This window comes from Ciceribacter sp. RN22, from assembly GCF_024054295.1.
Classification (GTDB): domain Bacteria; phylum Pseudomonadota; class Alphaproteobacteria; order Rhizobiales; family Rhizobiaceae; genus Allorhizobium; species Allorhizobium lividum.
Genome location: NZ_JAMXLD010000002.1, coordinates 274,572 through 299,449 on the forward strand (window position 1 = coordinate 274,572; position 24,878 = coordinate 299,449).

General features: G+C 63.6%; 22 protein-coding genes. 10 read left to right on the forward strand and 12 right to left on the reverse strand.

What is annotated here, in order from left to right; translation table 11 throughout:
* Positions 1-10: 10 nt before the first annotated feature.
* From NHF53_RS16400 to NHF53_RS16410, 3 genes are all read left to right on the forward strand, one after another.
* Positions 11-2,428: an FAD-dependent oxidoreductase gene (locus NHF53_RS16400; RefSeq protein ID WP_252835203.1), complete on the forward strand. Its 2,418-nt coding sequence runs from the start codon at positions 11-13 to the stop codon at positions 2,426-2,428.
* The gene (locus NHF53_RS16405) at positions 2,425-3,339 is read left to right on the forward strand and encodes a choline kinase family protein (RefSeq protein WP_252835204.1); all 915 of its coding nucleotides are present in this window, start codon (positions 2,425-2,427) and stop codon (positions 3,337-3,339) included. The genes NHF53_RS16400 and NHF53_RS16405 overlap by 4 nt, the downstream gene beginning before the upstream one ends.
* Before the next feature lie 136 nt (positions 3,340-3,475).
* Positions 3,476-4,540, forward strand: a complete 1,065-nt coding sequence (locus NHF53_RS16410) for a YeeE/YedE family protein (RefSeq protein ID WP_252835205.1) — start codon at positions 3,476-3,478, stop codon at positions 4,538-4,540.
* 11 nt (positions 4,541-4,551) lie between these two features.
* Here NHF53_RS16410 and NHF53_RS16415 read toward each other — a convergent pair whose 3' ends face one another.
* The 11 genes from NHF53_RS16415 to NHF53_RS16465 form a co-directional block, all read right to left on the reverse strand.
* A complete protein-coding gene (locus NHF53_RS16415; RefSeq protein ID WP_252835206.1) occupies positions 4,552-5,466 on the reverse strand; it encodes an MBL fold metallo-hydrolase in 915 nt (304 codons plus the stop codon).
* A gap of 29 nt (positions 5,467-5,495) precedes the next feature.
* On the reverse strand, positions 5,496-6,758 hold the full coding sequence (locus NHF53_RS16420) for an NAD(P)/FAD-dependent oxidoreductase (RefSeq protein WP_252835207.1): 1,263 nt from the start codon (positions 6,756-6,758) through the stop codon (positions 5,496-5,498).
* A 96-nt stretch (positions 6,759-6,854) separates the two neighbouring features.
* On the reverse strand, positions 6,855-7,985 hold the full coding sequence (locus tag NHF53_RS16425) for a c-type cytochrome (protein WP_252835208.1): 1,131 nt from the start codon (positions 7,983-7,985) through the stop codon (positions 6,855-6,857).
* The gene (gene soxC / locus NHF53_RS16430) at positions 7,969-9,240 is read right to left on the reverse strand and encodes a sulfite dehydrogenase (RefSeq protein ID WP_252835209.1); all 1,272 of its coding nucleotides are present in this window, start codon (positions 9,238-9,240) and stop codon (positions 7,969-7,971) included. Before soxC ends, NHF53_RS16425 begins: the two co-directional genes overlap by 17 nt.
* A 20-nt stretch (positions 9,241-9,260) precedes the next feature.
* Positions 9,261-10,952 (reverse strand): thiosulfohydrolase SoxB, encoded by a 1,692-nt coding sequence (gene soxB / locus NHF53_RS16435; protein ID WP_252835210.1) that lies wholly within the window; start codon positions 10,950-10,952, stop codon positions 9,261-9,263.
* A gap of 120 nt (positions 10,953-11,072) precedes the next feature.
* Entirely contained in the window at positions 11,073-11,936 is an 864-nt protein-coding gene (gene soxA, locus NHF53_RS16440) for a sulfur oxidation c-type cytochrome SoxA (protein WP_252835211.1), read from the reverse strand.
* A gap of 30 nt (positions 11,937-11,966) precedes the next feature.
* Positions 11,967-12,296, reverse strand: coding sequence for a thiosulfate oxidation carrier complex protein SoxZ (gene soxZ / locus NHF53_RS16445; RefSeq protein WP_252835212.1), 330 nt, complete (start codon positions 12,294-12,296; stop codon positions 11,967-11,969).
* A 22-nt stretch (positions 12,297-12,318) separates the two neighbouring features.
* Complete coding sequence (gene soxY, locus NHF53_RS16450; protein WP_114363358.1) at positions 12,319-12,738, reverse strand: thiosulfate oxidation carrier protein SoxY; 420 nt, start codon at positions 12,736-12,738, stop codon at positions 12,319-12,321.
* Positions 12,739-12,767: 29 nt separating this feature from the next.
* Complete coding sequence (gene soxX, locus NHF53_RS16455; protein ID WP_252835213.1) at positions 12,768-13,241, reverse strand: sulfur oxidation c-type cytochrome SoxX; 474 nt, start codon at positions 13,239-13,241, stop codon at positions 12,768-12,770.
* A gap of 121 nt (positions 13,242-13,362) precedes the next feature.
* Positions 13,363-13,932 (reverse strand): thioredoxin family protein, encoded by a 570-nt coding sequence (locus NHF53_RS16460; protein ID WP_252835215.1) that lies wholly within the window; start codon positions 13,930-13,932, stop codon positions 13,363-13,365.
* A gap of 18 nt (positions 13,933-13,950) precedes the next feature.
* Positions 13,951-14,688, reverse strand: a complete 738-nt coding sequence (locus NHF53_RS16465) for a cytochrome c biogenesis CcdA family protein (RefSeq protein WP_252835216.1) — start codon at positions 14,686-14,688, stop codon at positions 13,951-13,953.
* A gap of 109 nt (positions 14,689-14,797) precedes the next feature.
* Between NHF53_RS16465 and NHF53_RS16470 the strand changes: the two genes are divergently transcribed.
* The 3 genes from NHF53_RS16470 to NHF53_RS16480 all read left to right on the forward strand — a co-directional run bounded on the left by NHF53_RS16470 (position 14,798) and on the right by NHF53_RS16480 (position 16,761).
* Complete coding sequence (locus tag NHF53_RS16470; protein ID WP_252835217.1) at positions 14,798-15,166, forward strand: transcriptional regulator; 369 nt, start codon at positions 14,798-14,800, stop codon at positions 15,164-15,166.
* A gap of 227 nt (positions 15,167-15,393) precedes the next feature.
* Positions 15,394-15,693, forward strand: coding sequence for a helix-turn-helix transcriptional regulator (locus NHF53_RS16475; RefSeq protein ID WP_252835218.1), 300 nt, complete (start codon positions 15,394-15,396; stop codon positions 15,691-15,693).
* 21 nt (positions 15,694-15,714) lie between these two features.
* Entirely contained in the window at positions 15,715-16,761 is a 1,047-nt protein-coding gene (locus tag NHF53_RS16480) for a YeeE/YedE family protein (RefSeq protein ID WP_114363353.1), read from the forward strand.
* A gap of 37 nt (positions 16,762-16,798) precedes the next feature.
* Here the strand turns inward: NHF53_RS16480 and NHF53_RS16485 are convergent, their stop codons facing one another.
* Complete coding sequence (locus NHF53_RS16485) at positions 16,799-17,782, reverse strand: ROK family protein (RefSeq protein WP_252835219.1); 984 nt, start codon at positions 17,780-17,782, stop codon at positions 16,799-16,801.
* 219 nt (positions 17,783-18,001) lie between these two features.
* Between NHF53_RS16485 and NHF53_RS16490 the strand changes: the two genes are divergently transcribed.
* From NHF53_RS16490 to NHF53_RS16505, 4 genes are read left to right on the forward strand one after another with little or no spacing between them, the layout of a single operon-like run.
* Positions 18,002-19,324 carry a glycoside hydrolase family 28 protein gene (locus tag NHF53_RS16490; protein ID WP_252835220.1) on the forward strand — a complete coding sequence of 441 codons (1,323 nt, stop codon included), beginning with the start codon at positions 18,002-18,004 and terminating at the stop codon, positions 19,322-19,324.
* 39 nt (positions 19,325-19,363) lie between these two features.
* Positions 19,364-22,429, forward strand: a complete 3,066-nt coding sequence (locus tag NHF53_RS16495) for a glycoside hydrolase family 38 C-terminal domain-containing protein (RefSeq protein ID WP_252835221.1) — start codon at positions 19,364-19,366, stop codon at positions 22,427-22,429.
* A 3-nt stretch (positions 22,430-22,432) separates the two neighbouring features.
* A complete protein-coding gene (locus NHF53_RS16500; protein ID WP_252835222.1) occupies positions 22,433-23,671 on the forward strand; it encodes a CehA/McbA family metallohydrolase in 1,239 nt (412 codons plus the stop codon).
* Positions 23,672-23,674: 3 nt separating this feature from the next.
* Positions 23,675-24,736, forward strand: a complete 1,062-nt coding sequence (locus NHF53_RS16505; protein WP_252835223.1) for a LacI family DNA-binding transcriptional regulator — start codon at positions 23,675-23,677, stop codon at positions 24,734-24,736.
* The last annotated feature ends 142 nt before the right edge of the window (positions 24,737-24,878 follow it).

Below are 24,878 nucleotides of genomic sequence, written 5' to 3' on the forward strand. Positions count from 1 at the left end.
GGTTTCCGAAATGTCATTCCGTGCGGATCGTCACGTCCACATTCTCATCATCGGCGGGGGTGCGATCGGCACCTCCGTCGCCTACCACCTTGCTCGCGATGGGGCGAAGGACGTCCTGCTGGTCGAAAAGGCCATGCTCACCCATGGCTGCACCTGGCATGCCGCCGGGTTGGTCGGCCAGCTGCGGGGAAAACGCAACCTCACGCGGCTGATGCAGAACTCGGTGGCCGTCTTCGACCGTCTCGAAGAGGAGACGGGCCAGCACATCGCCTGGAAAAAGGTCGGCTCATTGCGGCTCGCCGGCAGCCCCGAACGCTGGAGCGAAATCCGACGTTCGATGACCCAGGCCAAGAGCTTCGGCGTCGAATGCTATTCGCTCTCGCCCGACGAAGCGGCAGGCCGCTTCCCCTATATCGTCAAGGACGGCATCGAGGGCGCGGCCTTCATTCCGGGCGACGGCTACATAGACCCGTATTCATTGACCATGGCCTATGCCAGGGGCGCGCGCATGAACGGGGCGAAGATCGAGGAAGGCGTCACCGTCGAGGAGATCGTCATCGAGAACCGCCGTGCGGTCGGCGTCGTCACCAATGGCGGGACGATTTCCTGCGATATCCTCGTCAACTGCGCCGGGCTCTGGGCCAAGCGCGTCGGCGAGATGGCCGGCGTGCCGCTCGCGGCCGGCGTGGTCGAGCACCAGTATTTTCTCACCGAGAAGAAGCTGACGCTGCCGCCCGACCTGACGACGCTGCGGGACCCCGACAACAATTTCTACCTGAAGCCGGACACGGGTTCCTTCGCCATCGGAGGCTGGGAAGACGGCACCAAGGGCTGCTGGCGCGGCAAGCCGCCCATTGATTTCGGCCGCGAACTCTTCGAGCCCAACTGGGAGCGGCTGGAACTCTTCGCTCTTCCGACTGCAACCCGCATTCCAACCTTGAACGAGATCGGCATCCAGACGGTTATCAACGGCCCGATTCCGGTTTCTTTCGACGGCGAGCCGATCATGGGCCTCGCCCCTGAACTCGACAATTTCTATGTCGCCTGCGGCTTCACCGCCGGGATCGCGGCTTCGGGCGGCGCCGGCTTGGCGCTCTCGAACCTCATTCTCCATGGCGATGCCGGCATGGACCTCTGGCCCTTCGACGTGCGCCGCTTCGGCGCCGTCCACGCCCAGGGGCGCTATCTCGAGGAGAGGGCGATCGAGGCCTACGGCGCCTATTACAAGGTTCACTGGCCGGGCGAGGAGGCCCAGGCGGTCCGCGGGCTGCGGCGCTCGCCGCTGCACGAAACGCTTGCGAAGAACGGTGCCGTCTTCGGTTCCAAGTTCGGCTGGGAGCGTCCCAACTGGTTCGCACCGAAAGGCTCGGAGGGCGAGGACGTTCCCTCCTTCGAAGGAAAGCCGAACTGGTTCGATGCCGTCGGCGAGGAGGTGAAGGCGATCCGCGAGCGGGCCGCGCTGATCGACCAGTCCTCCTTCTCCAAGTTCGAAATCAGTGGTGCCGGCGCATTGGAGGCCATGCAGAGGATCGCCGCCAATGATCTCTCCGGTCCTCCTGGCAAGGCCGTCTACACCCAGCTTTGCAACGAGCGGGGCGGGATCGAGGCGGATGTCACCATCGTCCATGTGTCCGACGACCTGCTCTACCTGATCACCGGCTCAGGTTTCGGCGTGCGCGACGGCAACTGGGTCTCGCGACATCTTCCGGATGGTATCAGTCTGCGCGATGTCACAAACAGGTTTGCGACCCTCAACATCTGCGGCCCCCATGCCCGCGACATCCTGCAGAGCGTGTCTGACGACGACCTCTCAAACGCGGCCTTGCCCTTCCTCTCGGCGAAACGGATTGAGGTGGGTGCCGCAGCTGCGCTTGCCGTGCGCATCGGCTATGTCGGCGAACTCGGCTATGAGCTCTACATCGACCAGGAATACGCCGCGCATGTCTACGACACGCTGAAGACAGCCGGCGGACCGTTCGGCATCGCCGATGCCGGCTACCGCGCAATCGACGCGGCCCGGATGGAGAAGGGCTATCTCTACTGGTCGGGCGACATCACGCCCGATTACGACCCTTACGAGGCGGGGCTCGGGTTCTGCGTAGCCCTGAACAAGGGTGATTTCATCGGTCACGAGGCACTGGCGGCGATCAAGGCCGAGGGGGTGAAGCGCAAGCTCGTCTCCTACACCGTCGAAGGCTTCGCGCCCTTCCACGGCGGCGAGGCGGTCCTGCTCGACGGCAAGGTCGTCGGCTCCACCGCCAGCACCGGCTACGGTTACACGCTCGGCAAGACCATCGCCTTCGGTTACCTTCCGGCGGAGATCTCCACAAAGGAAGACTTCGAGATCGAGGCGTTCGGCAAGACCTATCAGGCGCGCCGGGGCGCTCGGACCCTCTATGATCCCAAGATGGAGAGGCTGAAGGCATGAGCGAAGACGCCGACATCGCGCTTGCCCGCGAGACGCTGAAGACGATCCCGCTCCTCAAGGCCTATGAAGGCCCGATCGAGCGGTTGGGCGGGCTCACCAATCTCGTCTTTCGGATCGGTGACTATTGCCTGCGCATTCCCGGCAGGGGTACCGAAGAATACATCGACCGCGTAAACGAGATGATGGCGACCGAAGCGGTCGCCCGCGCCGGCGTCGGCCCGGAAATCCTGTTCGCCGACGCGTCGAGCGGGGTCTTCGTTTCCCGCTTCGTCGGAGGCGCGGTTACCATGACACCCGAAGGGTTTCGCTCCATACCGGGCGCGCCCGCCCGCGCTGGAAAGGCCTTCCGCAGCCTGCATGACAGCGGCGCAGTCTTTCCGGCCCGTTTCGAGCTGTTTTCGATGATCGACAGCTACCTCGGCGTGCTGTCGACGAAAGACGTCGCGTTGCCGGAAGGTTACCACGACGTGCTGGAGGAAGCAGAAAGCGTTCGTGCCGCCCTTTCCGCCCATCCGCTCCCTAACGTTGCCTGCCATTGCGACCCGCTCTGCGAGAACTTCCTCGATACCGGCGAGCGCATGTGGATCGTCGACTGGGAATATTCGGGCATGAACGATCCGATGTGGGATCTCGGCGATCTCTGTATCGAGGGCGGGTTTGGACCCGAGAAGGAAGAGGAGATGATCCGCGCCTATTTCGGCGGTGAACCCACGCCCGCCGAGCGCGGCCGCATCGTCATCTACAAGGCGATGTGCGACCTCCTCTGGACGCTCTGGGGTCTCATCCAGCTCGCCAACGGCAATCCTGCGGACGACTTCCGCGCCTATGCGGACGGTCGTTTCGCCCGATGTCGCGCACTGATGCAGACGGACGCATTCGCAGACGCGGTTAAAGCCGTCGCAAAGGGGTGATGACACGCAGTCGCTGTCACCGTTACGGTCTGCGTCTCACCGCCGCAGATCAACGAGGCAGATGTGCCCGGAAAGATTTGAGGGTATGATCGCACGCAGTTCGTAAGCAGCGGCAGGGATACTCGAGGGGCGCTGAATGGATCTGACATCGCTGCTCGACCAGTTCGACGAGTCGCAGCTGGCTGCCCTTTTCGGCCTCGTCACAGGCGGCATTTTCGGCTTTTCGGCGCAGAAATCCGCCTTCTGTCTCAGGGCCGCAACGGTCGAATTCTCGCGCGGTCACCTCGGCCGCAGACTTGCCGTCTGGCTGCTCACCTTTTCCACTGCGTTGATCTGGGTCTGGCTGGCCGAGCAATCCGGCCTGTTTCGCCCGGCCGATGCACGGGTGATGGCGATTACCGGCTCCTGGTCGGGCGCCGTCATCGGTGGTCTGATGTTCGGGGCAGGCATGGTGATGGCGCGGGGCTGTTCCGGGCGCCTCCTGGTGCTCGCAGCGACCGGGAACCTGCGCTCGGTCGTCGCCGGGCTCGTCTTCGCCGTCAGTGCGCAGATGTCGCTTCGCGGCTGGCTGGCTCCACTTCGACAATGGCTGGCGGGGCTCTGGGCGACTCCGGCAGGCCAGAACGTCAATCTGCTTGTGCTTCTTCATCTGCCGGCCTGGTTCGGTCCCCTGTTGGGCTTCGCGACCGCGGCGCTGGCGCTCTATCTTTCGATCAGGGAAAGGATCGGCTGGAAGATCCTCTTCTTTGCCTCCGGCGTGGGATTTTCGGTCGCCGTCGGCTGGGTGCTGACCTGGTCCTTGTCGACTGCGGCCTTCGATCCAGTCAATGTGAGTTCCATTACGTTCTCCGGTCCCTCCGCCTCGACCCTGATGTTCTTCCTGACCAGCGATCCGGTGCTCGATTTCGACATCGGTCTGGTTCCGGGCGCGTTCGGGGGCGCTTTCCTCGCCGCGGCGATTTCGCGCGAGTTGAAGTTCCAGGGCTTCGATGGGGAGAGCCAGATGCGTCGTTCGCTGAGCGGTGCGATGCTGATGGGTTTCGGCGCGATGCTCGCCGGCGGTTGTGCGATCGGCGCCGGTGTCACCGGCACATCGATCTTCGCCGCGACCGCCTGGCTTGCCCTGTTTTCCATGTGGGCCGGTGCCGTCGCGACCGACTGGCTGGTCGACCGGCCGCGTCCGGCGGTCTCGCCGACCTGAGACCGCGTGCCTTACATCGACACGAAGCGGTAGGCGTTGCCTTTCCGCTCGACATGACCGATCCCGCTGCCGGGCAGGTGGTAGCCGATCAGGGGAATGGCGGAAGAGGCAATCTCGTCCATCAGTCTGGTGCGGGTACGCGCTGCGAGTTCCGGATCCTGATCGGAACCCGTGGCCCAATCCGGCTTCTCGAACGCCACATGGTGGTTGCCGATCGCGTCGCCGACCACTAGGACGCTTGTCGAGCCGGAGCGGATTTCGAAGGAAAGGTGTCCCGGCGTATGGCCGGGAGTGAGCCGTGCGGCAACGCCTGGGAGAACCTCTTCGCCGTCGTTTACGCGCCGCACCGTCTCGGCGATGACGCCGAGCCGACGGGCGGCGCCGGCCGCGAAGGTCTTGCGGGCATCGCCGATCGCGTCGACGGTGCCCGGATCCATCCAGTAGTCGAACTCGGACGCACCGATCATGTGCTCGGCGTTGGCGAAGACCGGCTCGTCGAATTCGTCGAGCAGCCCCCAGAGATGATCGGGATGACCATGGGTGAAGACCACATGTGTCACGTCGTCGGGGCTCACGCCGAGCGCTTCCATGGCCGCGGACAGCTTGCCTGCCGTCGGCTGGAAGTCGGGACCGGCGCCGAGATCGAAAAGGACGGTGTTGGTGCCGTCGCGCAGAAGCGTGACGTTGCAGGGCGGCGTCATCTGATTGCCCGTGACGCCGTAGGACGCGAGAATCGTGCTCGTCTCCGGTTGCGGCATGCCGGCCGTGATGAAGTCGGCGGGCAGCACGAGATTTCCGTCGGACAGCGTGTCGATCTGGAGGTCGCCGAGCGTCAACGTCGTGGCGGCGAAGAGCGGTCGCGGAAAGAACATGGTGCTCGCGGCCAGAGCGGCGGTCGAGGCAATGAAACGGCGGCGGGTTTGCATGTTGAAGGTCCTTCCCCGATTGGCTCGGATCAGCCGAAGATCTGAGCCGTGATGGTGTGATACCAGTCCAGGCTTTCCTGATAGGTTGCTGCGCGTGTGGCCGCGTCCTCGTCGGCCTGCGAGACGTATTTCTCGATGCTGGCGATCTTTCCGTCGGCAGGCTTGTAGGTGCCGCCGTCCTTCACCGAATCCCCCGGCGCAAGCGCCGACCAGCAGGCGTTGGAATAGACCGGTTCCGGTATTTCCCGGCCGGTCAGGTCGCCGATAACCGTAGCTGCGGCGACCTCGGCCTGTGAGCGGGCGGAGGTTGCCGATTTCGGCATGTCGCCCTGCTGCGCGCTGTCTCCGAGGACGAAGATGCGGTCGTCGAGGCGCGAGCGCATCGAGAACGGGTCGACGGGAGCCCAGCCGCTCTGGTTCGTCAGATGCGCGAGGTCGGCGATCTTGCCGGCCCTCTGCGCCGGGATGACATTGCAGCAATCGACCTTCATCACCTCCCCATCGACGGAAATCTCCATCGCGTCGGGCGAAACTGAAAGGTTGCGACTGCCGAAGTCAGGCCCGATCCATTCGATCATGCCGTCGTAGTATTTGAGCCACGCGTCCTCGAAGAGCTTCTGCAGCGTGAACTCTTCCTTCGGATCGATGATGATGATCTTGGCGGTGGGGTTCTTCCCCTTCAGGTAATGGGCAATCATGCTGACCCGCTCATAGGGGCCGGGAGGACAGCGGTAGGGCTCGGGCGGCGCGACCATGGCGAACACGCCTCCCTGCGGCAAAGACTCGATCATCTTTGCCAAGAGAAGCGTCTGCGGCCCGGCCTTGTAGGCGTGCGGCATGCGATCGGCCGCCTCCAGACTCCAGCCCGGGACGGAGCCGTCGACGAAATCGATGCCCGGCGCCACCACCAGGCGATCATAGGGGAGGTGTCCGCCGCCCGCGAGCACGACACGGCGCTTCTCCCGGTCGATGGCGGCGGCGAAATCCGGGACCACATCGACGCCGGCACGCGTCAGTCCGTCATAGCCATGCTGGAGGCTCTCGAAACTGCGCAAGCCGCCGAGATAGAGGTTCGAGAAGTAGCAGGTCGTGTGTCGCGCATTCGGTTCGACGAGCGTGACGTCGATCTGACCGGCAGCGTCGATCGCGATCTTGCGAGCGACGCTGGCACCGCCGGCGCCGCCACCGACAACGACGACCTTTGCCCGCGCCCGGCCGTGAACAGCCGGTGCCGCAAGCGCAGCGCCTGCGCAGGCGACGGAAATCATGAAGTGGCGGCGGGCAAGTCCCATGGCTCTTCCGAATTCAGATCGTCATCGATCTTCGCCGCCGCATTGCCACGCGGCGGTGATGCGAAGCACCGGGAGGGACGGCGCTTCGCTGGCCGGTCATTTGCCGGCGCTCTTCAAGTAGGCGATCAATGCCGACCGTTCGTCTTCCTTCTTGAGCCCGGCAAAGGTCATTTTCGTCCCGGCGGCGAAGGTCTTCGGATTTTCAAGGAAAGCGGCGAGGCGCGCATCATCCCAGACCTCGCCCGTGGCCTGCATCTTGGAAAACGCCTTGGAATACTTGTAGCCCTCGACGGTGCCGGGCACGCGCCCGACAACTCCGTTGAGATGCGGCCCGGTGGCATTTTTGGCGCCGTCGCCGATCTTGTGGCAGGCCTGGCATTTCTTGAAGACGGTCTTCCCCTCCTCGACGAGTTCGTGATCCATGCCCTCGGCGGATGCGGTCTCGACCGGTGCCGTGGCTTCGGACGGAGCCTCGGCAGGCGTTTTGGCGGATGCCGTGTCGGTCTCTGCCGCCGGTTCGGCAGCTTCGGATTTCTGCTGCACCGGCGCCTGACCCGTGATGTCTGGTAAGGTTCCGGCCGGCTTCCCGTCAGGATCCGTCGGCGTCACCTTCAGTTCCACGGCCCGCTTGGTGACCTTGACCGGTCCCCGGCAGTCCTTCATGCAGGGTTCCTTGCTGAACAACGGGTATTCCGCCTCCGAGCGGTCATCCGCGTAGAAGCCCTGGTTGTTCGGTAGCTGAACCTCGCCGAAATTCTCCTTCGAAAGTACGAAGTCCTCGTCGACCAGTCCGTTCGAATAGAGAAGGAAGGCGGTGATCGCGTAGGTCTCGTCGACGGAAACGGTCTGCGCACTTCCGAACGGCATGGAACGATGCACGTAATCCCAGACCGTCGAGAGATGCGGCCAGTAGCTGCCGATCGTCTTGACCGGGCGTCGATCCTTCAATGAACCCTGTCCGCCGGCGAGAACCGGCCAGGCGTCCAGTCCCTCGGCGAACTCGCCGTGGCAGGCCGCGCATTTCTCGCCGAAGACGGCTTCGCCCGTGGTGACATCGCCGGATCCCGGACGAAGTCCCTTGCCGTCCGGAAGCACCGTGACGTCCCAGGCGTCGACTTCTTCCGGCAGCGCAGGGCGACCGAGGCCCAGTTTTTCCGCAAGGACTGGAGTTGCACCGAGGGATACGGCGAAAAGGGCGGAAAGGACAAGTTTACGCGATTTCGACATTTTCGACCTCTCCGTCCGCTCTCAGCCACCAGGTCTGGATGGAATTGTTGTGATAGACGTTGTTGAGCCCGCGGATCGCGCGCAACTCGTCCTTCGTCGGCTGGACATAGCCGGTCTCGTCCGTTGCGCGGGACTGCAGGAACATCTCCGAGCCGTCCCAGTCGATGTCGAGGTGGAAGCGGGTGAGTGCCTTCGACCTGACATCGCCGGTGAGCCGCGCCTCCTGCCAGTTCCGGCCGCCGTCGAGCGAAACGTCGACACGGGTGACCTTGCCGTGGCCGGACCAGGCGAGCCCGGTGATGACGAGCGGACCCTTGCCGTGCCGGACCGGAGCCTGGGGCGAAGGTGACGTAATGACCGACTTCGCATCCATGACCCAGGTCCATTTGCGGGCGCGTCCGTCCGGCATCAGGTCGGTGTATTTCGAAGTTTCCTCACGGCTCTCGACGGCCTGATCGTAGACGCCGATGCGCCGGACCCACTTGATCCACATGTTGCCTTCCCAGCCGGGAACGACGAGACGGACGGGATAGCCGTGCTCCTTGCGCAGCGCCTCGCCGTTCGCGATGAAGGCGACCAGCACGTCGTCCATGGCCTTGTCGAGCGGCATCGAACGCCCGTTGGACGAGGCGTCATGGCCTTCCGCATAGATCCACTTGCCTTCGGGTTTCACACCCGCCTCTTCGAGAAGGAGCCGCAGCGGCACGCCGACATATTCCATGTTGTGGATCATGCCCTGGGTGAACTGGCAGCCTTCGAGCTGGGCGCCGCCCCATTCCATCCCGCCGTTCGCGGCACATTCCAGGAAGGCCGTTGCGGTTGCGCGTGGAAAACGGGTCAGGTCCTCGAAGGTGAAGACGAGCGGTGTGTCGACGAGGCCGTCGATCATCAGACGGTAATCGGTCTTCGACATTTCGATCGCCCCGGAATGGTGACGTTCGAACGCGCAGCCCTGCGGCGTGATTGTGCCCTCGAGAGCGTGGATCGGCGTGAAGTTGATCGAGGAGACGGGGCTTTCCGTCAGCCACGAGACGTTGCGGCGTACCACATGGCTCTCGAACTGGATCGGCATCCCATAGGGTGTCGCGTCCACCGGGTCGCCGAAGGCGGAGGCCCAGGGCTGGACCTCGGTGATCAACGGGTCCGGCTCGGCTGCGCGGGCGGTTCCCACCCCTGTGACCAGCCCGGCGGCGGTCAGGGCGGTATTTCGCAGGAAGCCGCGTCGTGATGTACCGTTTGCGGGTTCGTCGGACATGGCAAACGCTCCTTATTCTCTTAGATTCCAGCAATTTTGACGGAGGAGTCGGGTGTGACCTTCACGGTCCCGAGTTTTCGGACATGGCTCTCGATCACGTCCCAGATCTGCGGACCTTCGGTGCCCTGGTTGACAGACGCCCAGCCGGCAACGGTGTAGCTCTTGCCTGCCTCGACGGCCTTTCCGCTGTCGGAGAGCACCATGTCGGAGATGCGGTTGCCGATCGGCTGGCCGATGTCGATGGTGAAGCCGATGCCGCCGACGCGAACCATGTCGCCGCCCTGCTGGTAATAGGGGTCGGTGTTGAACAGGTTGTCGGCGACGTCTTCCAGAATGGTCTTCAGCGTCTCGCCGGTCATTTCCGTGCGGTAGCAGGCGCCGTAGGTCATCGAGGTGACGTTGTGGATGTCCTCACGTGTGATCGCGTCGCCCGGCATCAGGGTCGTTCCCCAGCGAACGCCCGGCGACATCGCGATCTCCGCGTCCCGCTCGGACCGGATCGCATCGCAGATCAGATTGTCCCAGGTTCCGTTGAAATTGCCACGGCGGTAGAGCAGGCTCTCGGTTGTTCCGATCTTCTCCTCGAGCTTTTCCTTGTGTGGCGCGCGTTCGTTGTCGACCAGCGCCGCCATCTCCGGATCGGGCGCGATCACGTCGGAGAAGATCGGAATGAGCTTGTGGCGATAGCCCATCATGCGTCCGTCGCGCACGTCGAGATCGACGCGGCTGACGAATTTTCCGTTCGAGCCGGAAGCGATGAGGATCGTTTCGCCGATGACCACCGGCTCGGGCACAGCGTCATGCGTGTGGCCCGTGAGGATCACGTCGATCCCCTTGACGCGGCTCGCCATCTTGCGGTCGACGTCGAAGCCGTTGTGCGAGAGGCAGACGACCAGATCGGCGCCCTTGGATTTGACCTCGTCCACCATTTCCTGCATCCGCTCTTCGCGGATGCCGAAGGAGTATTCCGGGAACATCCAGCCCGGATTTGCAATCGGCATGTAGGGGAACGCCTGGCCGATGACCGCGATCTTGGCGCCGCCGCGCTCGAAGAACGTGTAGGGTTCGAAGGCCGGCTCGTTCCACTCGGCGTCGTAGATATTGGCACCGAGGAAAGGGAAAGGCAGGGCGTCGACAATCTCCTTCACCCGTTCGGTGCCGTAGGTCCATTCCCAGTGGCTGGTCATGGCGTCGACCTTCAGGGCGTTCATGATGTTCACCATGTCCTGGCCCTTGGTCAGCAGCGAGGTCATCGAGCCGTGCCAGGTATCACCACCGTCGAGCAGGATGGCTTCCGGACGCGCGGCGCGGATCGCCTTGACGACCGTCGCCACGCGGTCCATGCCGCCCATCTTGCCGTAGGTCTTGCCGAGCGCCTCGAAATCCTCGCAGGTCAGCGCGTAGGCTTCCGCGGACGCCGGCTTGATCTTGAAGGTTTCCAGGAAATCCCTGCCGGTCAGGTGCGGCGGGCGGCCTTTCGCCTCGCCGACACCGAGGTTGATTTCGGGTTCGCGGAACCAGATCGGCTTGGTCTGCGCATGAATGTCGGTGATATGGATCAGCGTGACGTTACCGAAATCCTCGAAGGCGAGCAGGTCGTCCTGGGTCATCACCTGCTGAGCTGCGAGCTTCGACCAGTTTCCGAAGCCTGAAAGGCCATATATGGCGGAGACCGCCACTGATGCCTGCAGAAATTCGCGCCGGTTGATCATGTCCGTTCCTTGAAAAATGCGCAGCAAAACCCGCCCGGAAACCAACGCACCGGAGCCTTGCCGTGTTGAATACGAATGTTTGTGCGGGACCGCCGCCCTCAGGCGCGGCGGTCCACGCCGTCAGGGCCTGACGCCGACGCCTTCGATTGAGAGACCGTTGCCACGGGAGGCAACATAGAGTTCGAGCGCCTTGAACTCTTCGGAGCCCGCCTTGAAGGTTTCTGCTCGCGTGTCGCGGACGCAACCGACGAAACGTTGTTGCGCCGTAACGAGCCCGGCATCCTTCAGACGATAGACCGGAAAGCCGGAAATCTGCCCCTGGCTCAGATGGTCAGCCCGGATGAACTTTCCGTAATTGGCTTCGTGGCAGCTCGCACACGACATCTCGAGCTGACCATAGCGCGTGTAGTACATCTCCTTGCCCTTGTGCCAGTAAGAGGCAGCCGGACCGTCGATCGCCACATTCTGGATGATGCCGCGCGACTGCAACGAAATCAGTGCCAGCATGTCCTTCATCTTGCTCGACGTCGGTCCCCACTTCTCGAGGCCCATGCGTTCCGTCACGCACTGGTCGACGTAGTCTTCCATGATCATCAACTTGCCGGACTTTTCGTCGACGCGCGGAAGAACGGCGCGCAGACCCTTCATGCTCTCCGGCCCGTTGTGACAGCTGGCGCAGGACTCGCCTTTCGTCCCCATCGACTGGTTCCACAAGTCCCGTCCGCGGTCGACGAAGACCATGCCGGGGTTGTCGAAGTCGTCCTTCTCCATCGCGCGGGTATCGTCCTCGCGGAAGTGCCAGCCCGACCAGATCGTATCTAAGGCGCCTTCGAGATGGGCGGGCGCCGGCGCGCTGGTCACCAGGGTGATCGGGCCGTCGTCCGTCTGGATCTCCAGCGTGTCTTCGACCGGGTCCGCACCGGCCGGGCCGGCAAGACAAAGACCGAGGACGGTGGCGAGTATCGCTTTGCTGAAACGTGGCATGTCTGTCTCCTCCCTAGATCAACATGCGGCTCAGGCAATCCCGATCGGCTTCTTGTCTTCGTAAACGGAACCGTCGTCGTCGTACCAGGTGAACTTGAATTCGCCTGCAGCATCGACCTTGGCGGCAAACTCGAAGTACGGGTTGGTCGAAACCGCGGGATCGATGGCGACGTCGACGACATTGTTGCCGTTGAAGTCGCAGGTGAAGCGATTGATGATCGAACGGGGAATGATCTTGCCGTCGGCGTCCTTGCGCTGACCGGATTCCATCTTGTGGCTGATCAGCGCCTTGATGGTCACGATTTCGCCAGCCTTGGCCGATTTCGGCACTTTCACACGCGGTTTTGCATCCGATGCCATGTTGTCTCTCCTCCTTTATCGATCAGCCGCCGCAGCCGCCGATGGTGACCTTCACGGTCGATTGCGCCTTCTTGATCGAGCCGTCCGCCATCTTGGCATAGGCAATGACGTTCTGCGTCTTGGCGAGGCGGATGCGGGTTGCGACCGACTGGCTGCCGGCTGCCGGGCCGAACTTGAACGTCGCAACGGCCGGTTCCGGGTTGCCTTCGGCGAGCAGCAGGATCGCCACCGCGCCGGGCGCGTCGACCGATACGGGTACGGTGTTCCCGTTTTCGGCGATCTCCGGAGCCGTCAGGGTGATGCCGTCGCTGCCGGCTGTGGCGCCGCCGGTGAACTCGTTCGTCAGTGCCTCGATGGCGGCCGCTGCGACCGGCAGTGGCAGGGCCAGTGCCGTAATCCCGCCGATCCCGGCCAAAAGAACGTTTCGTCTGGTAAAGTTCATGTCACACTCCTCTCGAACGTATCCCTGCATCACTCTTTGAGCGTGAGCAGGTACGCCACCACGTCTTCAATCTGTTGCGCATTCAGGATTGGCGGCAGGGGCCCATCGGGTGCCTTGCCCGTATAGCCGTTGCCGGGGCGGACATAGCCGTCGGCCTTGTAGAAGGCCGGCATGAAACTGCCCTGGAAGGTCATCTTCGCGTTGGCCACGATCCCTCGCAGCTGTGCCTCCGAGTAACGGTCGGCGACCCCGTCGAGCGGCGGCGCTATGTTGCCCTGGAAGGACACCTCCGGAAGCTTGCTGATCTGATGGCAGGCCACGCAATTGCCGAGGGCATTGGTGGTCATCACCTTCACGCCGGCTGCCGGATCTCCCGGCTTTCCGGACAGCGACATCTCGATGGCACCTTCGTGAAAAACGGCCGCGGACGGCGCGGTCTCACTAAGCGCCGGCGTGGCAGCGGATACCAAAACCGCTGATGCCAGGCAGAACTGCCATTTCATCCTCTCCTCCCTCTTTTCTCCTCGAACAGGTTAGCTTGACCGGAAATCCATAACAATAGCCCTATATATATATTTTTGAATAACCTTATAGCGCATTGATATTTATCAGGTTTTTTTGACGCTACGGATTCACTTGCCGGGCGAGAAATTTCTGAAAGTGCTCTCCGGAAGCGTAGCCGTGATCCCGGACCCAGGTGAGCAGGGCGCTTGTGGTTCCTTTTCCGAAGGCGCCCGGCATCGTGGCGACCGAGGCCTCCGCCGCGGTCTGATTCGGCTTCACGTCTTCCGGCAGGAAGATGAGCGTGGGTGTGAACATGACGCCCCAGCGCACGGCCATCTCCTTCTCCGGCAGGACCGTTCCGTCGAAGTCCGTCACCTCGACGTCGCCGAAGAGATTGAGCTGCACGACGAAGTAGCTGTCGCGGATCAGCTGATCGATCTTCGGGTCCGGAAACACCTCCTCGTGCATCCTGGTGCAGTAGATGCAGCCGCGCTGTTCGACGATGAGGAGGAGCCGCTTGCCCTCGCGGTTGGCCTCGGCGAGGTCTTCTCGCATGTCCTTGAAGGTTTCGCGCAACCACGTCGGCTTGTGCAGCCCGTCGTCCCCCAACTCCACGGCCGCGGCCGATGTGGAGAGCAGGCCGCCGATGGCCAGCAATGCCCAGGCGAAAAGCAGTCGTACCGGGTGCATGTGTGTATCTCCTCTCTGTTACTTCAGCGTCGCCGACCAGTCGAAGTTCCGGATCAGGGCGTCTGCAATCAGGTTGACGGAATTGGTCGCGATCAGAATGCCGAAGATGATCAGCATCAGGCCCATGAGCTTCTCGACATGTCCCATGAGCGCACGGTGGCGGCCGACGAAAGCCAGAAAAGGACGCGCAAACAGGGCGGCCACGACGAACGGTAATGTCATCCCGATGCCGTAGGTGAAGAGCAGCAGGCCACCGCGCCAAAGGTCTCCCATGCCGCTCGCAACCATCAGGATCGCCGCCAGCGCCGGACCGACGCAGGGCGTCCAGCCGAAGCCGAAAGCGAGCCCCATGAGATAGGCGCCGGCGAGCGTCGTCGGGTTGGCCGTCGATTGCACCCGTGCTTCGCGGTAGAGAAAACCGATGCGGAAGATGCCGAGGAAGTGCAGTCCGAAGACGATCAGCACGGCCGCGGCGACCCAGGAAAGTGTCTCCTTCCATTGCAGGAAGAGATGGCCGAGTGCCGTGGCACCAAGCCCGAGCAGCACGAAGATCGTGGTGACGCCGAGCGCGAATGCGACGGCCTGAATGAGAAGCCTGCGCTGCGCGCCGGCCGCAATCCGCTCCCCCTCCCGCAATTCCTGCATCGAGAGCCCCGCCATATAGGACAGGTAGAAGGGCACCATGGGCAGGATGCACGGCGACAGGAAGGACAAGAGCCCCGCCGCGACGGCTCCGCCGTAACTGATCTCCAGCATGGCTTCCTCCCCAGCGCCGCCCAGACCTATCGAGACTCCGCGATCGCAAGCTTGCTTTCGCATGAGTTTGAAATTAGAATATCTCTATATTTATATATGGTCTGTCAATATGCTCCAGCGGCGCCTCGCCTTCGTGATTGCTCTTTTCATGTTGCCGGCTCTGCCGGCTGACGCCGCGATGGAGTTGCTGATGTTCGAGCAGGCTGGCTGCATCTATTGCGCCCGCTGGAACGAGGAGGTGTCGCCGGAATATGCGAAGACTTCCGAGGGCCGCCTTGCGCCGCTGCGCCGCCTCGATCTCCACGGCGAGTTGCCGTCGGAACTGACGATCGCCAGATCTCCGGCCTTTACGCCGACCTTCGTTCTGGTCGTCGACGGTGTGGAGACGGGACGAATTGAAGGTTATCCCGGAGAGGATTTCTTCTGGGTCTTGCTGGACGACCTGATCGGTAAGGCCGGCGGAACGGTGGCAAAGTGAAAAATGCCCTGTCCGGATCGGGCGCGAGGCAGTATACGAGGCTGAGGCACAGTATCCACGCGCCCGAAGACAGCCCGTCGCGGCAATCTGATGCGTCCGTTCGGGCAACGCGGAAGCGGGGAACGGCATTCGGGGCCTGGAGAACCGCATCGGTTTGATGCGCGTTCGCCCGAAGGGATGTGAAGGACGTGAACAAGGTGGCCATGCCAGCGCCAGGGGAGGGCGCCTTGGAGAAGCTGATCGATCGCGCCGAGAGGGTGTCGAAGTTCCTGAAGGCGCTGGGGCACGATGGTCGTCTGACCATCCTGTGCCACCTGGTCGACGGTCCAAAAAGCGTAACGGAACTCGAGAACCTGCTTTCCGCTCGTCAGGCGGTCGTCAGTCAACAGCTGGCGCGTCTCAGGCTGGAAGGGCTCGTCGCGGCCCGCCGCGACGGCAACGCGATCTTCTATTCGATCCGTGATACCAAGGCCCGGGAAGCCATCATCTTCCTGGCGAATCTTTTCAGGGACGCGGCAGACATCTGAACTCTTCGGGGAGGAAGAGCAATGGAGACACTACCGGTCGGTTTTCTGGCGGCACTCGTCGGCCTCGGCGGCGGCCTCGTCCTGGGGCTGGGCTGGCGCCTTGGCGGTCTGTGCACGCTCGCGGCGCTGGAAACCGCCGTTTACGGCGGCGACCAGAAGCGTTTGCGCTTGTGGGGGATCGTCATCGGCGTCGCAATCCTCGGCACGCAGTTCGGGGCCTGGGCGGGGCTGATCAACCTCGAGGGAACGCTCTACCACGCCTTCGTATGGAATCCTTTTGCCTCGATCATCGGGGGGCTGCTCTTCGGCTATGGCATGGCTCTTGCGGGCAATTGCGGTTTCGGTGCACTGGCCCGCTTCGGCGGCGGGGATGTGCGTTCGCTCGTTCTCGTCGTCGTGATGGGGATCGTCGGCTTCGTCGCCTTGTCGGGCCCGCTCGCGCCGCTGCGAACGCTGCTGTTTCCGCAGCCCGAGGCGACCGGTCCGCAGGGCATTGTCCACGATCTCCAGGCGCACCTCGGCATACCGGCGTTGGTGACCATCGTGGCAGCCGCGCTGGCGTGTCTGGTCTGGGCACTTTCCTACGATCGCCTCCGGAAGGACTGGCGCATGCTCGCTTGGGGCGTTGCGGCCGGGATCGCCGTGACCTGGTGCTTTGCTGGCACCTCTTATCTCGAAGAAATCAGCCTCGGGGCGATTGCGCCGGAAGGGCCGTCCTTCACGGCGCCGATCGGCAGGACGCTCATCTACCTGATGACTTCGACCGCCGGCGGGATCACCTTCTCTGTCGGTTCCGTGGCCGGCGTCATTCTCGGCGCCTTCATCGGATCCAGCATCAAGGGCACCTTCGTCTGGGAGGCCTGCGAAGATCCGCGGGAACTGGGCCGTCAGGTCGGGGGTGCGGCACTCATGGGCGTCGGCGGCGTCATCGCCATGGGGTGCTCGATCGGTCAGGGCGTCTCGGGCGTGGCCGCGCTCGCGTGGTCGGGTCCCGTCACCCTTGCCTGCATCGTTCTCGGCGCCTTGTTCGGATTGCGCCAGTTGATCGGCGGGTTCCAGAGGATCTGACGCCGGATCGTGGCGAGGTCTGGCACGTGCTTCCAGATCAGGGGGAGGCTGCGAGCTCGGCATGGCGTAGTGCCAGCATGACGGCACCGACCATGCCCGCGCGAGGTCCGAAGCAGCTCGGCTCCAACGGACAAGGGAAAGGAAGAAGCGGCTGGAGATGCCGCTTCAGGCTCTCGAAGAACAGTGGATGACTGCCGATGCCGCCACCGATCACGGCGACGGCCGGATCGAAGAGGCTGAAAACCGCGGCGACGCCGACCGAGGCGTCACGGGCGATCGTGTCGACGGCAGCGAGGGCTTCCCTTTCGCCGGACATCGCTTTCTCGAACAGTTCGGCGACAGTCATCTCCCCGAGCTGGAAGCGCTTGCGGATGCCCGGTGTTCCCACCTCGTCCTCGAACAGCCCGTTTTCGGCCATTGGCGCGCGTGCGTGCACGTCGGCGCCGAAGGGCAGCAAGGCGATCTCGCCGGCGCGTCCGTGCTCTCCGCGGACAATCTCGCCGCCGACGACAAGTCCCATGCCGACACCGGTTCCGAAGGAAATGAAGGCGAGCGATCCTTTGTCCTTGCCTGCACCCCGGCTCGCCTCCGCGAATGCGGCGAGGTTGACGTCGTTCTCGACGGTCACCGGTAAAGGGAGGCTGGAGGAGATCAGCGACGCCGGCGGCTGGTCTTCCGGAAGCGCCAGATTCGGGGAAAGCGAGGCGATGCCGGTCGTCGGCGAGACGGCGCTGGGCACGCCGACCTGGACATGGGCGATGCGGTCGAGCGGAATGCCGACGTCCACGGCGAGCCGGTGAACGATGTCGGCCAGCTGCGCCAGCACGGGCGCTCCGGGGCCGTGGCGGGTCGGCTCGTTAATGGCGGCGAGTATCGTTCCTTGATGATCGGCGATGCCGGCGAGAATTTTCGTCCCGCCGAGGTCTATGCCCACGACGTGGGTCGGCCGGTCTTCGCGTCCATGCAACCTTCCGTCGAATTTTGCGGCTTCCCGCCCGGCGCTCGCCTGTCTCTTCACCATGCTCGGACCCTCAAGCCGTCGATCTGAGTATGCTCCTCCATCGCAGGCCAACAAAAATATTTCAACTGTAATTTGGCAACAGCGCTCCCGGAAAAGCGTCCTTCCGTCTCCGTCGCCTCTTGATGATCTGCAGGAAACAGAGATAGGTTGTGCCGCTCCCGCGAGCGAAGATGGAGCGGTGAGGAGGGGCTATCTGTGGCAGAGTATAAAAAAATATTCATGCCAATGTCTGGCGACTGCACGACCGCGCTGCAAGATGCGATCGACGCCGTCGCCGCCGCGGGCGTGCCGCTGGAACTCGGGGCCGGCGAACATCGCTCCGGCGCCTTGCGCCTGCCGTCAGGGCTTGACCTGCGGCTCGGCGAGGGCGCGGTGTTGCGTTTCATGCCCGAATACGAAACCTACCATGCCAATCAGGTCGAGGTGACGGCGGAGGATTCGAACACCGCCATGATGCTCGCGACCAATGCGGGCGGCATTCGTATCCACGGTTCGGGGCGTATCGAGGCGCCCGGTCCCAGTTTCATCACCGGCCGTCTCGACGACATGGGCACGCATATCCCGGCGAAGCAGAGGCCGCGCGTCCTGGTGATGCAGAGCTGCACGGACGTCGTGCTGGAAGGCTTCTCCATCCATGCCGCGCCGATGTGGACCATCCATCTCGTCGACTGCCGGCGCGTGCGGGTCGAGAGCGTTTCGGTCGACAACGATCGCGAGATGCCGAATACCGACGGCATCGTCATCGATACCTGCGAGGACGTGCTGGTGCGCGGCTGTAAGATCGCCACGGCCGATGACGGCGTCGTGCTCAAGACCAGTCAGCGGGCCGATGGCCGCGCGCTTGGGCGCTGCCGCAACATCATTGTCGAGAAATCCAGCATCGAAAGCCGCAGTTGCGCCCTGAAGATCGGGACGGAAACCCACGGCGATATCGAAAATATCCGCTTCGTCGATTGCGAGGTGGAGCGTTCCAACCGGGCGATCGGCATCTTCTCGCGCGATGGCGGGCACATCCGCAACGTGGTTTTCAGGCGAATACGCTTGGAGGCTCGTGAAACCCCTGACGGCTTCTGGGGTTCGGGTGAGGCGATTACGGTAAACGTCGTCGACCGTCGGCGCGCCGAACGGCCCGCCGGGCGCGTCGAGGCGATCGTGTTCGAGGACATAGAGGGCTCCATGGAAGGGGCCGTCAATCTCGTGGCGGATGGACGGGCGGGCATTGGGAACGTGCGCCTGACGCGTGTCTGGATCCATCAGGTCGACGGACCGCTGCGCGGCCACCGCTATGACATGCGCCCGACCCACTTCGATCTCACCCCTTCTGCAGATGCGGCCGGGCGCGCGAATGCCTGGGTGAAGGACGCAGAAGGGAAGGTGATCGGCCTGGTCGCGTATCCGGGCGGAATGCCGTCGCTCTTCTCCTCCAATGTCGAGAACCTCGTGCTGGAAGACGTGCGCTTCGACCGGCCGTCGCCGCTTCCCGCCGGATGGAATGCCGACGCCATCGTCATTCGCGAGAGCGAGCCGAGTGTCTGGTCCTGATGCGATGCTCGTGATGGTCCGGAAGGAGGGACCGCGTTCATGAAGGCAATCCGAAAGCTCGACAACCTGCTCGCCCATCTCGCGGAGCGGATTTTCCTGCCGCTCGGCGTCGAGGTGCCGCTCGCCTTTGCCCCGGCGAGCGCGGCGGACCGCGCGGCGATGATCGCCTCCGACAGAAAGGACTGGGTGGCTGTCGACCGCAATCTCGTCTGGGGCGAACCGGACGGCTATTACTGGTTCGGCGGAACAGCCGTGCTGCCGGCCGTTGCCGAGGGCAGGCGCGTCGTCTGCCGGGTGGAGGCAGCCTTCGGCAACGTCATGGGGCGCAGCGACCCGCAATGCCTCGTCCGTGTCGACGGACGCATCCGACAGGGCGTCGACGGCAACCACCGCGAATTCCTTCTGACGGAAAGCGGGCGCGCCGGAGAACAGTTCGACATCCTGATCGAGGCCGGCACGATCGAGGACCGCCGCCAGCTCGGTTTCGCCTGCGCGCTCTTTGCGCACGACCGTGTGGTCGAGGATCTCTATTACGACCTCAAGGTGCCCCTCGACGTGGCGCGCTTGCTCGCCGAGGACGATCCGCGGCGGCATTTCATTCTGAACGCCATCGGCGCGGCCATCGACTTGGTCGACCTCAGGCCGGGGAACCCCGCCCGCTTCAGGGCCTCCATTGCTGCTGCCAAGGCGGCCGCGGCGCAGATCTACGCGGCCGGCGACTTCGAGGCGAAACCGACGATCGTGGCGACGGGGCACACCCATATCGACGTCGCCTGGCTCTGGCGCGTGCGCGAGACGCGCCAGAAGATGGCCCGCTCGATGGCCACCGCGCTGGCGCTCATGGAAGAGTTTCCCGACTACCGTTTCATGTACAACCAGTGCGTCCTGCTCGACTATCTCCATCAGGACTATCCGGAACTCTTCGATCGTATTGACGGCGAGGTTCGCTCCGGCCGCTTCGAGATCGAGGGAGCATTGTGGCTGGAACCCGATGTCAACATCGCCGGAGGAGAGGCGCTGGTCCGGCAGATTCTCCACGGCGTCCGCTATCACGAGAAGACGTTCGGCGTGCGGCCGCGCATGATCTGGTTGCCGGACACGTTCGGCTACTCCGCCTCGTTACCGCAACTCATGGCGAAGTCCGGTCTCGACACCTTCGTCACTCACAAGCTCTCCTGGAACGACACCAACCGCATGCCGGAGGAGACGCTGTTCTGGCAGGGCATCGACGGCTCCGCGGTCACGGCCTACTTCCTGACGACGCAGCCTTACGACTCGAAGAGCATCGGCACGACCTACTGCCCGAACCTGAAGCCGACGCATGTGATGGGCACCTGGCGCCGGCACGGCCAACAGGACCTCAGCAAGGAACTCTTCCTGGTCTACGGCCATGGGGACGGCGGCGGCGGCCCGACCCGCGAGATGCTTCACAACATCCGCCGCATGGAGCGCGGCATACCCGGCTGCCCGAAGGTCGTCCACGCGCCGATGCGGCCCTTCTTCGAACGTCTGCTCACGCGGATGAAGGCGGAGCCGGAGCGCTATCCGACCTGGGTGGGTGAACTTTACGCCGAATTCCATCGCGGCACGCTGACCTCGGTTGCCAAGAACAAGCGCAACAACCGGCTCGCCGAAACGGCACTCCGTGAGATCGAGACCCTGGCCGTACTTGCCGCGCATAACTGCGGAGAAGTCTATCCTGCCGAAGAACTCCGGGCGCTCTGGGATATCGTGCTGCTCAACCAGTTCCACGACATCCTGCCGGGCTCGTCCATCGGCGCCGTCTATGAGGACAGCGACGCCGGTTACGCCGAGTTTTTCGCCCGGGCGAATGCACTGTCGGCGCGGCTTGCGGGCAGGCTCGCGCCTGCGGGCAGCAAGGCGCTTTTCAACGTGGCAGGACGTCCCCGCGGCGGTCTGGTCGTCTCTCCGGAGTCATTCGGTCGTCCGCAAGAGCAGAAGCTTGTTCTCGCCGATGGTGGAGAGGTCTACGGCCTGTTGGTGCCGGCCGTTCCGGCACTTGCCGTGGTCGATCTCGCCGGACATGGCGTGCATGCGCCGGCTGGTGCCCTTTCCGTCTCGGAGCGGCATATCGAGAACGAACATCTGTCCGTGCGCTTCGACGATGCCGGCCGGATTGCGTCAATCCTCGACAGGAAGGCCGGACGCGAGGTCTTGAAGCCCGGCCGCGTCGGCAACCGGCTGCAGGCTTTCCGCGACATGCCCGCCCAGTTCGACGCCTGGGACATCGATTCCGACTTCGAGGACCAGGTCTTCGAGATCGATGTGCTCGTTGGTGCCGAGGTGGTGGAGCGCGGGCCGTTGCGGGCGGCCGTTCGCTTCGAATGGCGCTACGAATCCTCGCGGATCGTGCAGGTCGTCTCGCTTGCGGCTGGAGCGCGGCAGGTGGAGATTGACTGTTTCATCGACTGGCGCGAGCACAACACGCTGGTGAAAACGGCCTTCCCGCTTGATCTCAATACGGCCGCCGTGGATGCGGAGATCCAGTTCGGCCATGTACGACGCGCGAGCCACCGGAATACCTCCTGGGACCGCGCCCGGTTCGAATGCTCGATGCAGCGCTGGATCGATATCGGCGAACCGGACTTCGGAGTTGCCCTGCTCAACGACTGCAAATACGGCTACGACGCGAAGGGCACGGATATCCGCCTGACGCTGCTCCGTTCTCCGACCTATCCCTGGCCGGAGGCGGACCAGGGTGAACACCGGTTCCGTTACGCCGTCATGGTCCATGATGGTGACAAGCTGGCGGTGCACGAGGCGGCGGAAGACTTCAATCTGCCGCTGCGCCTGGTCGTAGGTGGAGAGGGCGGCGAGCCGCCGCCGCCGCTTCTCTCGGTCGAGACGCCCGGCATTGCGGTCGAGGCCGTGAAGCTGGCAGAGGAGGGCGACGGCATCGTCGTCAGGCTTTGGGAGACGACAGGTGTTCGCCGCACTGCCCGGATCATGGTCGATCAGGCAATCAGCATGGCGGAACTGGTCGACCTCCTGGAACGGGATGGGCGGCCCCTCGCACTCGAAGACGGCGCGCTGACGCTTGCCTTCGCTCCCTTCGAAATCATCACGCTGATCTTGAGAGGCTGATCGATGTCCACACAGAACCGCGTGATCACCGCCACCATCGACCACTTCCCGGACGGTGAGAAATCCTTCGTCGAGATTCCGTTCGAGGTCGGATCGGACATCGAGCGGATCGAGGTGAGCTATCACTTTCCATTCGGCGGTGGCGGCAGCGTCATCGACCTCGGTGTTGCCCGCAACGGCCTCATGCGCGGCTGGACGGGCGCCGAACGCGGCCACATCACGCTGGAGGAGGATCGGGCGACGCCGGGATACGAACCGGGCCCGCTTGCGGGTGCGTGGCACATCGTGCTGGGGATCGTGAAGATCGGACCGAACTGCAAGGTCGACGTCGAGATCCGCCTGATTGGCCGCCAGCGGCGCTGGCTCGCCGGCGAGTTGCACAGCCACTCGGAGCATTCCGACGGCGGCGTCACCGTGCTCGACGCGATCCACCGTGCGCGCGCCTCGGCCCTCGATTTCCTGGCGATCACCGACCACAACACCGTCACGCAGAATGATGTCCGGCCGGACGACCCCGGCATTCTCGTCATTCCGGCCATGGAACTCACCTCCTACTGGGGCCACACGAACTTTCTCGGCCTGCCGCGTCCGGTCGCGGACTGGCGCTGCCGTTCGCCCCGTGATGTTGCCGAGAAGATGGCCGAGGCGCGAGCCAATGGAGCGACCATCGTCATCAACCACCCTTTCCAGAATTCGGCCGGTGGGCGCTGGCAATCGGGTTTCGACGTTGCCTTCGACGCGCTCGAAATCTGGAACGGCAACTGGTCGGTGATGAACGAACAGGGCCTCGCCTTCTGGCAGGAAATGCTGACCTCCGGCCGGCGCGTTCCGGCGACCGGCGGCAGCGACTTTCATCTGAAGAACCGCAGGCGGCACGGGCGGCCGGCCAACCGGCTCTGCGTGGAGGGGATGTCCGTGTCCGACATCCTCGCCGCCGTGCGGGCGGGCCGCAACGTGGTCGCCTTTGCGCCCGATGAGACGATGGCAAGGCCCTCCTCCGAGGAGATGCCGGACTTCGGCTCGCAGGTTGCCGCCGGGCGGGAGATTTCCGTGACCTTCACCGGCCTCTCGGTGGGTGACGAAATCCGTCGAGTCACTGAGGCCGGTGTTGTGGAGGTGGTGCCGGCCGGTGACGGTCCGACGCTCCGCCTCGACCAGCGGTTTGCCGGACGCTTCGTGCGCTACGAGGTCTGGCATGATAAGGAACCGAGACTTTTCACCAATCCGTTCTATGGAGAATAGCGGGTGCCCCTCGAAAGACGACCGGAACGCAAGATCGGTATCAAGGATGTGTCGCGGGAGGCCGGCGTCGCACTCAGCACGGTTTCCCATGTCCTGAACGGTACCGCACCGATTTCGCAGGAGGTGCGCGTGCGGGTGCTGGAAGCGGCGCGCAAGCTCGGCTATCTCGCGAAGCGCCAGCGCAAGGGTGCCATCGCCTCGCTCAGTACGCTCTATCTCGCGGTCCCGCCGGGCAACCTGCCGCAAAACGACATCAATCTCGTGTCATGGACGCTGCTGACGGCGCTTTCGCGGGAATGCGAGCGGCGCGGCATCCGTGTCGTCGCCCATAACGGCGCGCCACAGCTCAACGCCGCCGAGATTCTTGCGGGCGCGCGCGCCGCGGAAGCGGAAGCGATTGCCGTCGTTTTCGACGACAATTCGAAACTGCTGAAGGGGCTTGCCGGCAGCGACATCGCCGTCGTTCTCCTGAACGGCGAGGACCCGACGATGAGCATCGACACGGTCGCTCCGGCCAACCGCTACGGTGCCCGGCTCGCGACGGAATGGCTGCTTTCAAAAGGCCACCGACGGATACTGCACCTGACCTGGCGCGGTCGCAGCACGATCATGCGCCGGCTCGACGGCTTTCATGACGCCTATCTCCAACATGAATTGCCGATCGATCTCGGGGAGGTGCTCTATGCGAAGGGCTATGAACCTGAGCATGCACGCGAGGCCTTGCGCACCTTCGTGGCCGAGCGGGGTGGTCTCGACGGATTTACCGCCGTCTTCTGTGCCGCCGACAATCTCGCGATCGGTGCGCTCACCGAACTTCAGGCGCTCGGCTTCCGCATCCCGGCCGACATCGCTGTCGTCGGTTTCGACGGTGTGGCGCCGGGCGATCTCACACAGCCATCGCTGACGACGGTCAGGGTGCCGCTCGACGCATTGGCGGTCGCAACCGTCCAGACGCTGGAGCAAAGGCTGTCGGGTGCCGGCCGTGACCAGCCGGCAACCAGAATCGAACTCGGCTGTCGCTTGATCGAGCGCGAGAGCGGCGGTTCGGCTTTGCCGAGCTTGTGAAAATATTTTTAAGCTTGATTTTTGAATGTCGATACACGATCGTCCGAAATACGGCGATATCGCGAGAAAATAGAGGGATCGCGGCTCCGTTTGCTGAACTGGGAGGTTGGCATGTTTTTCAATGAAAATATTTTCGCATCTT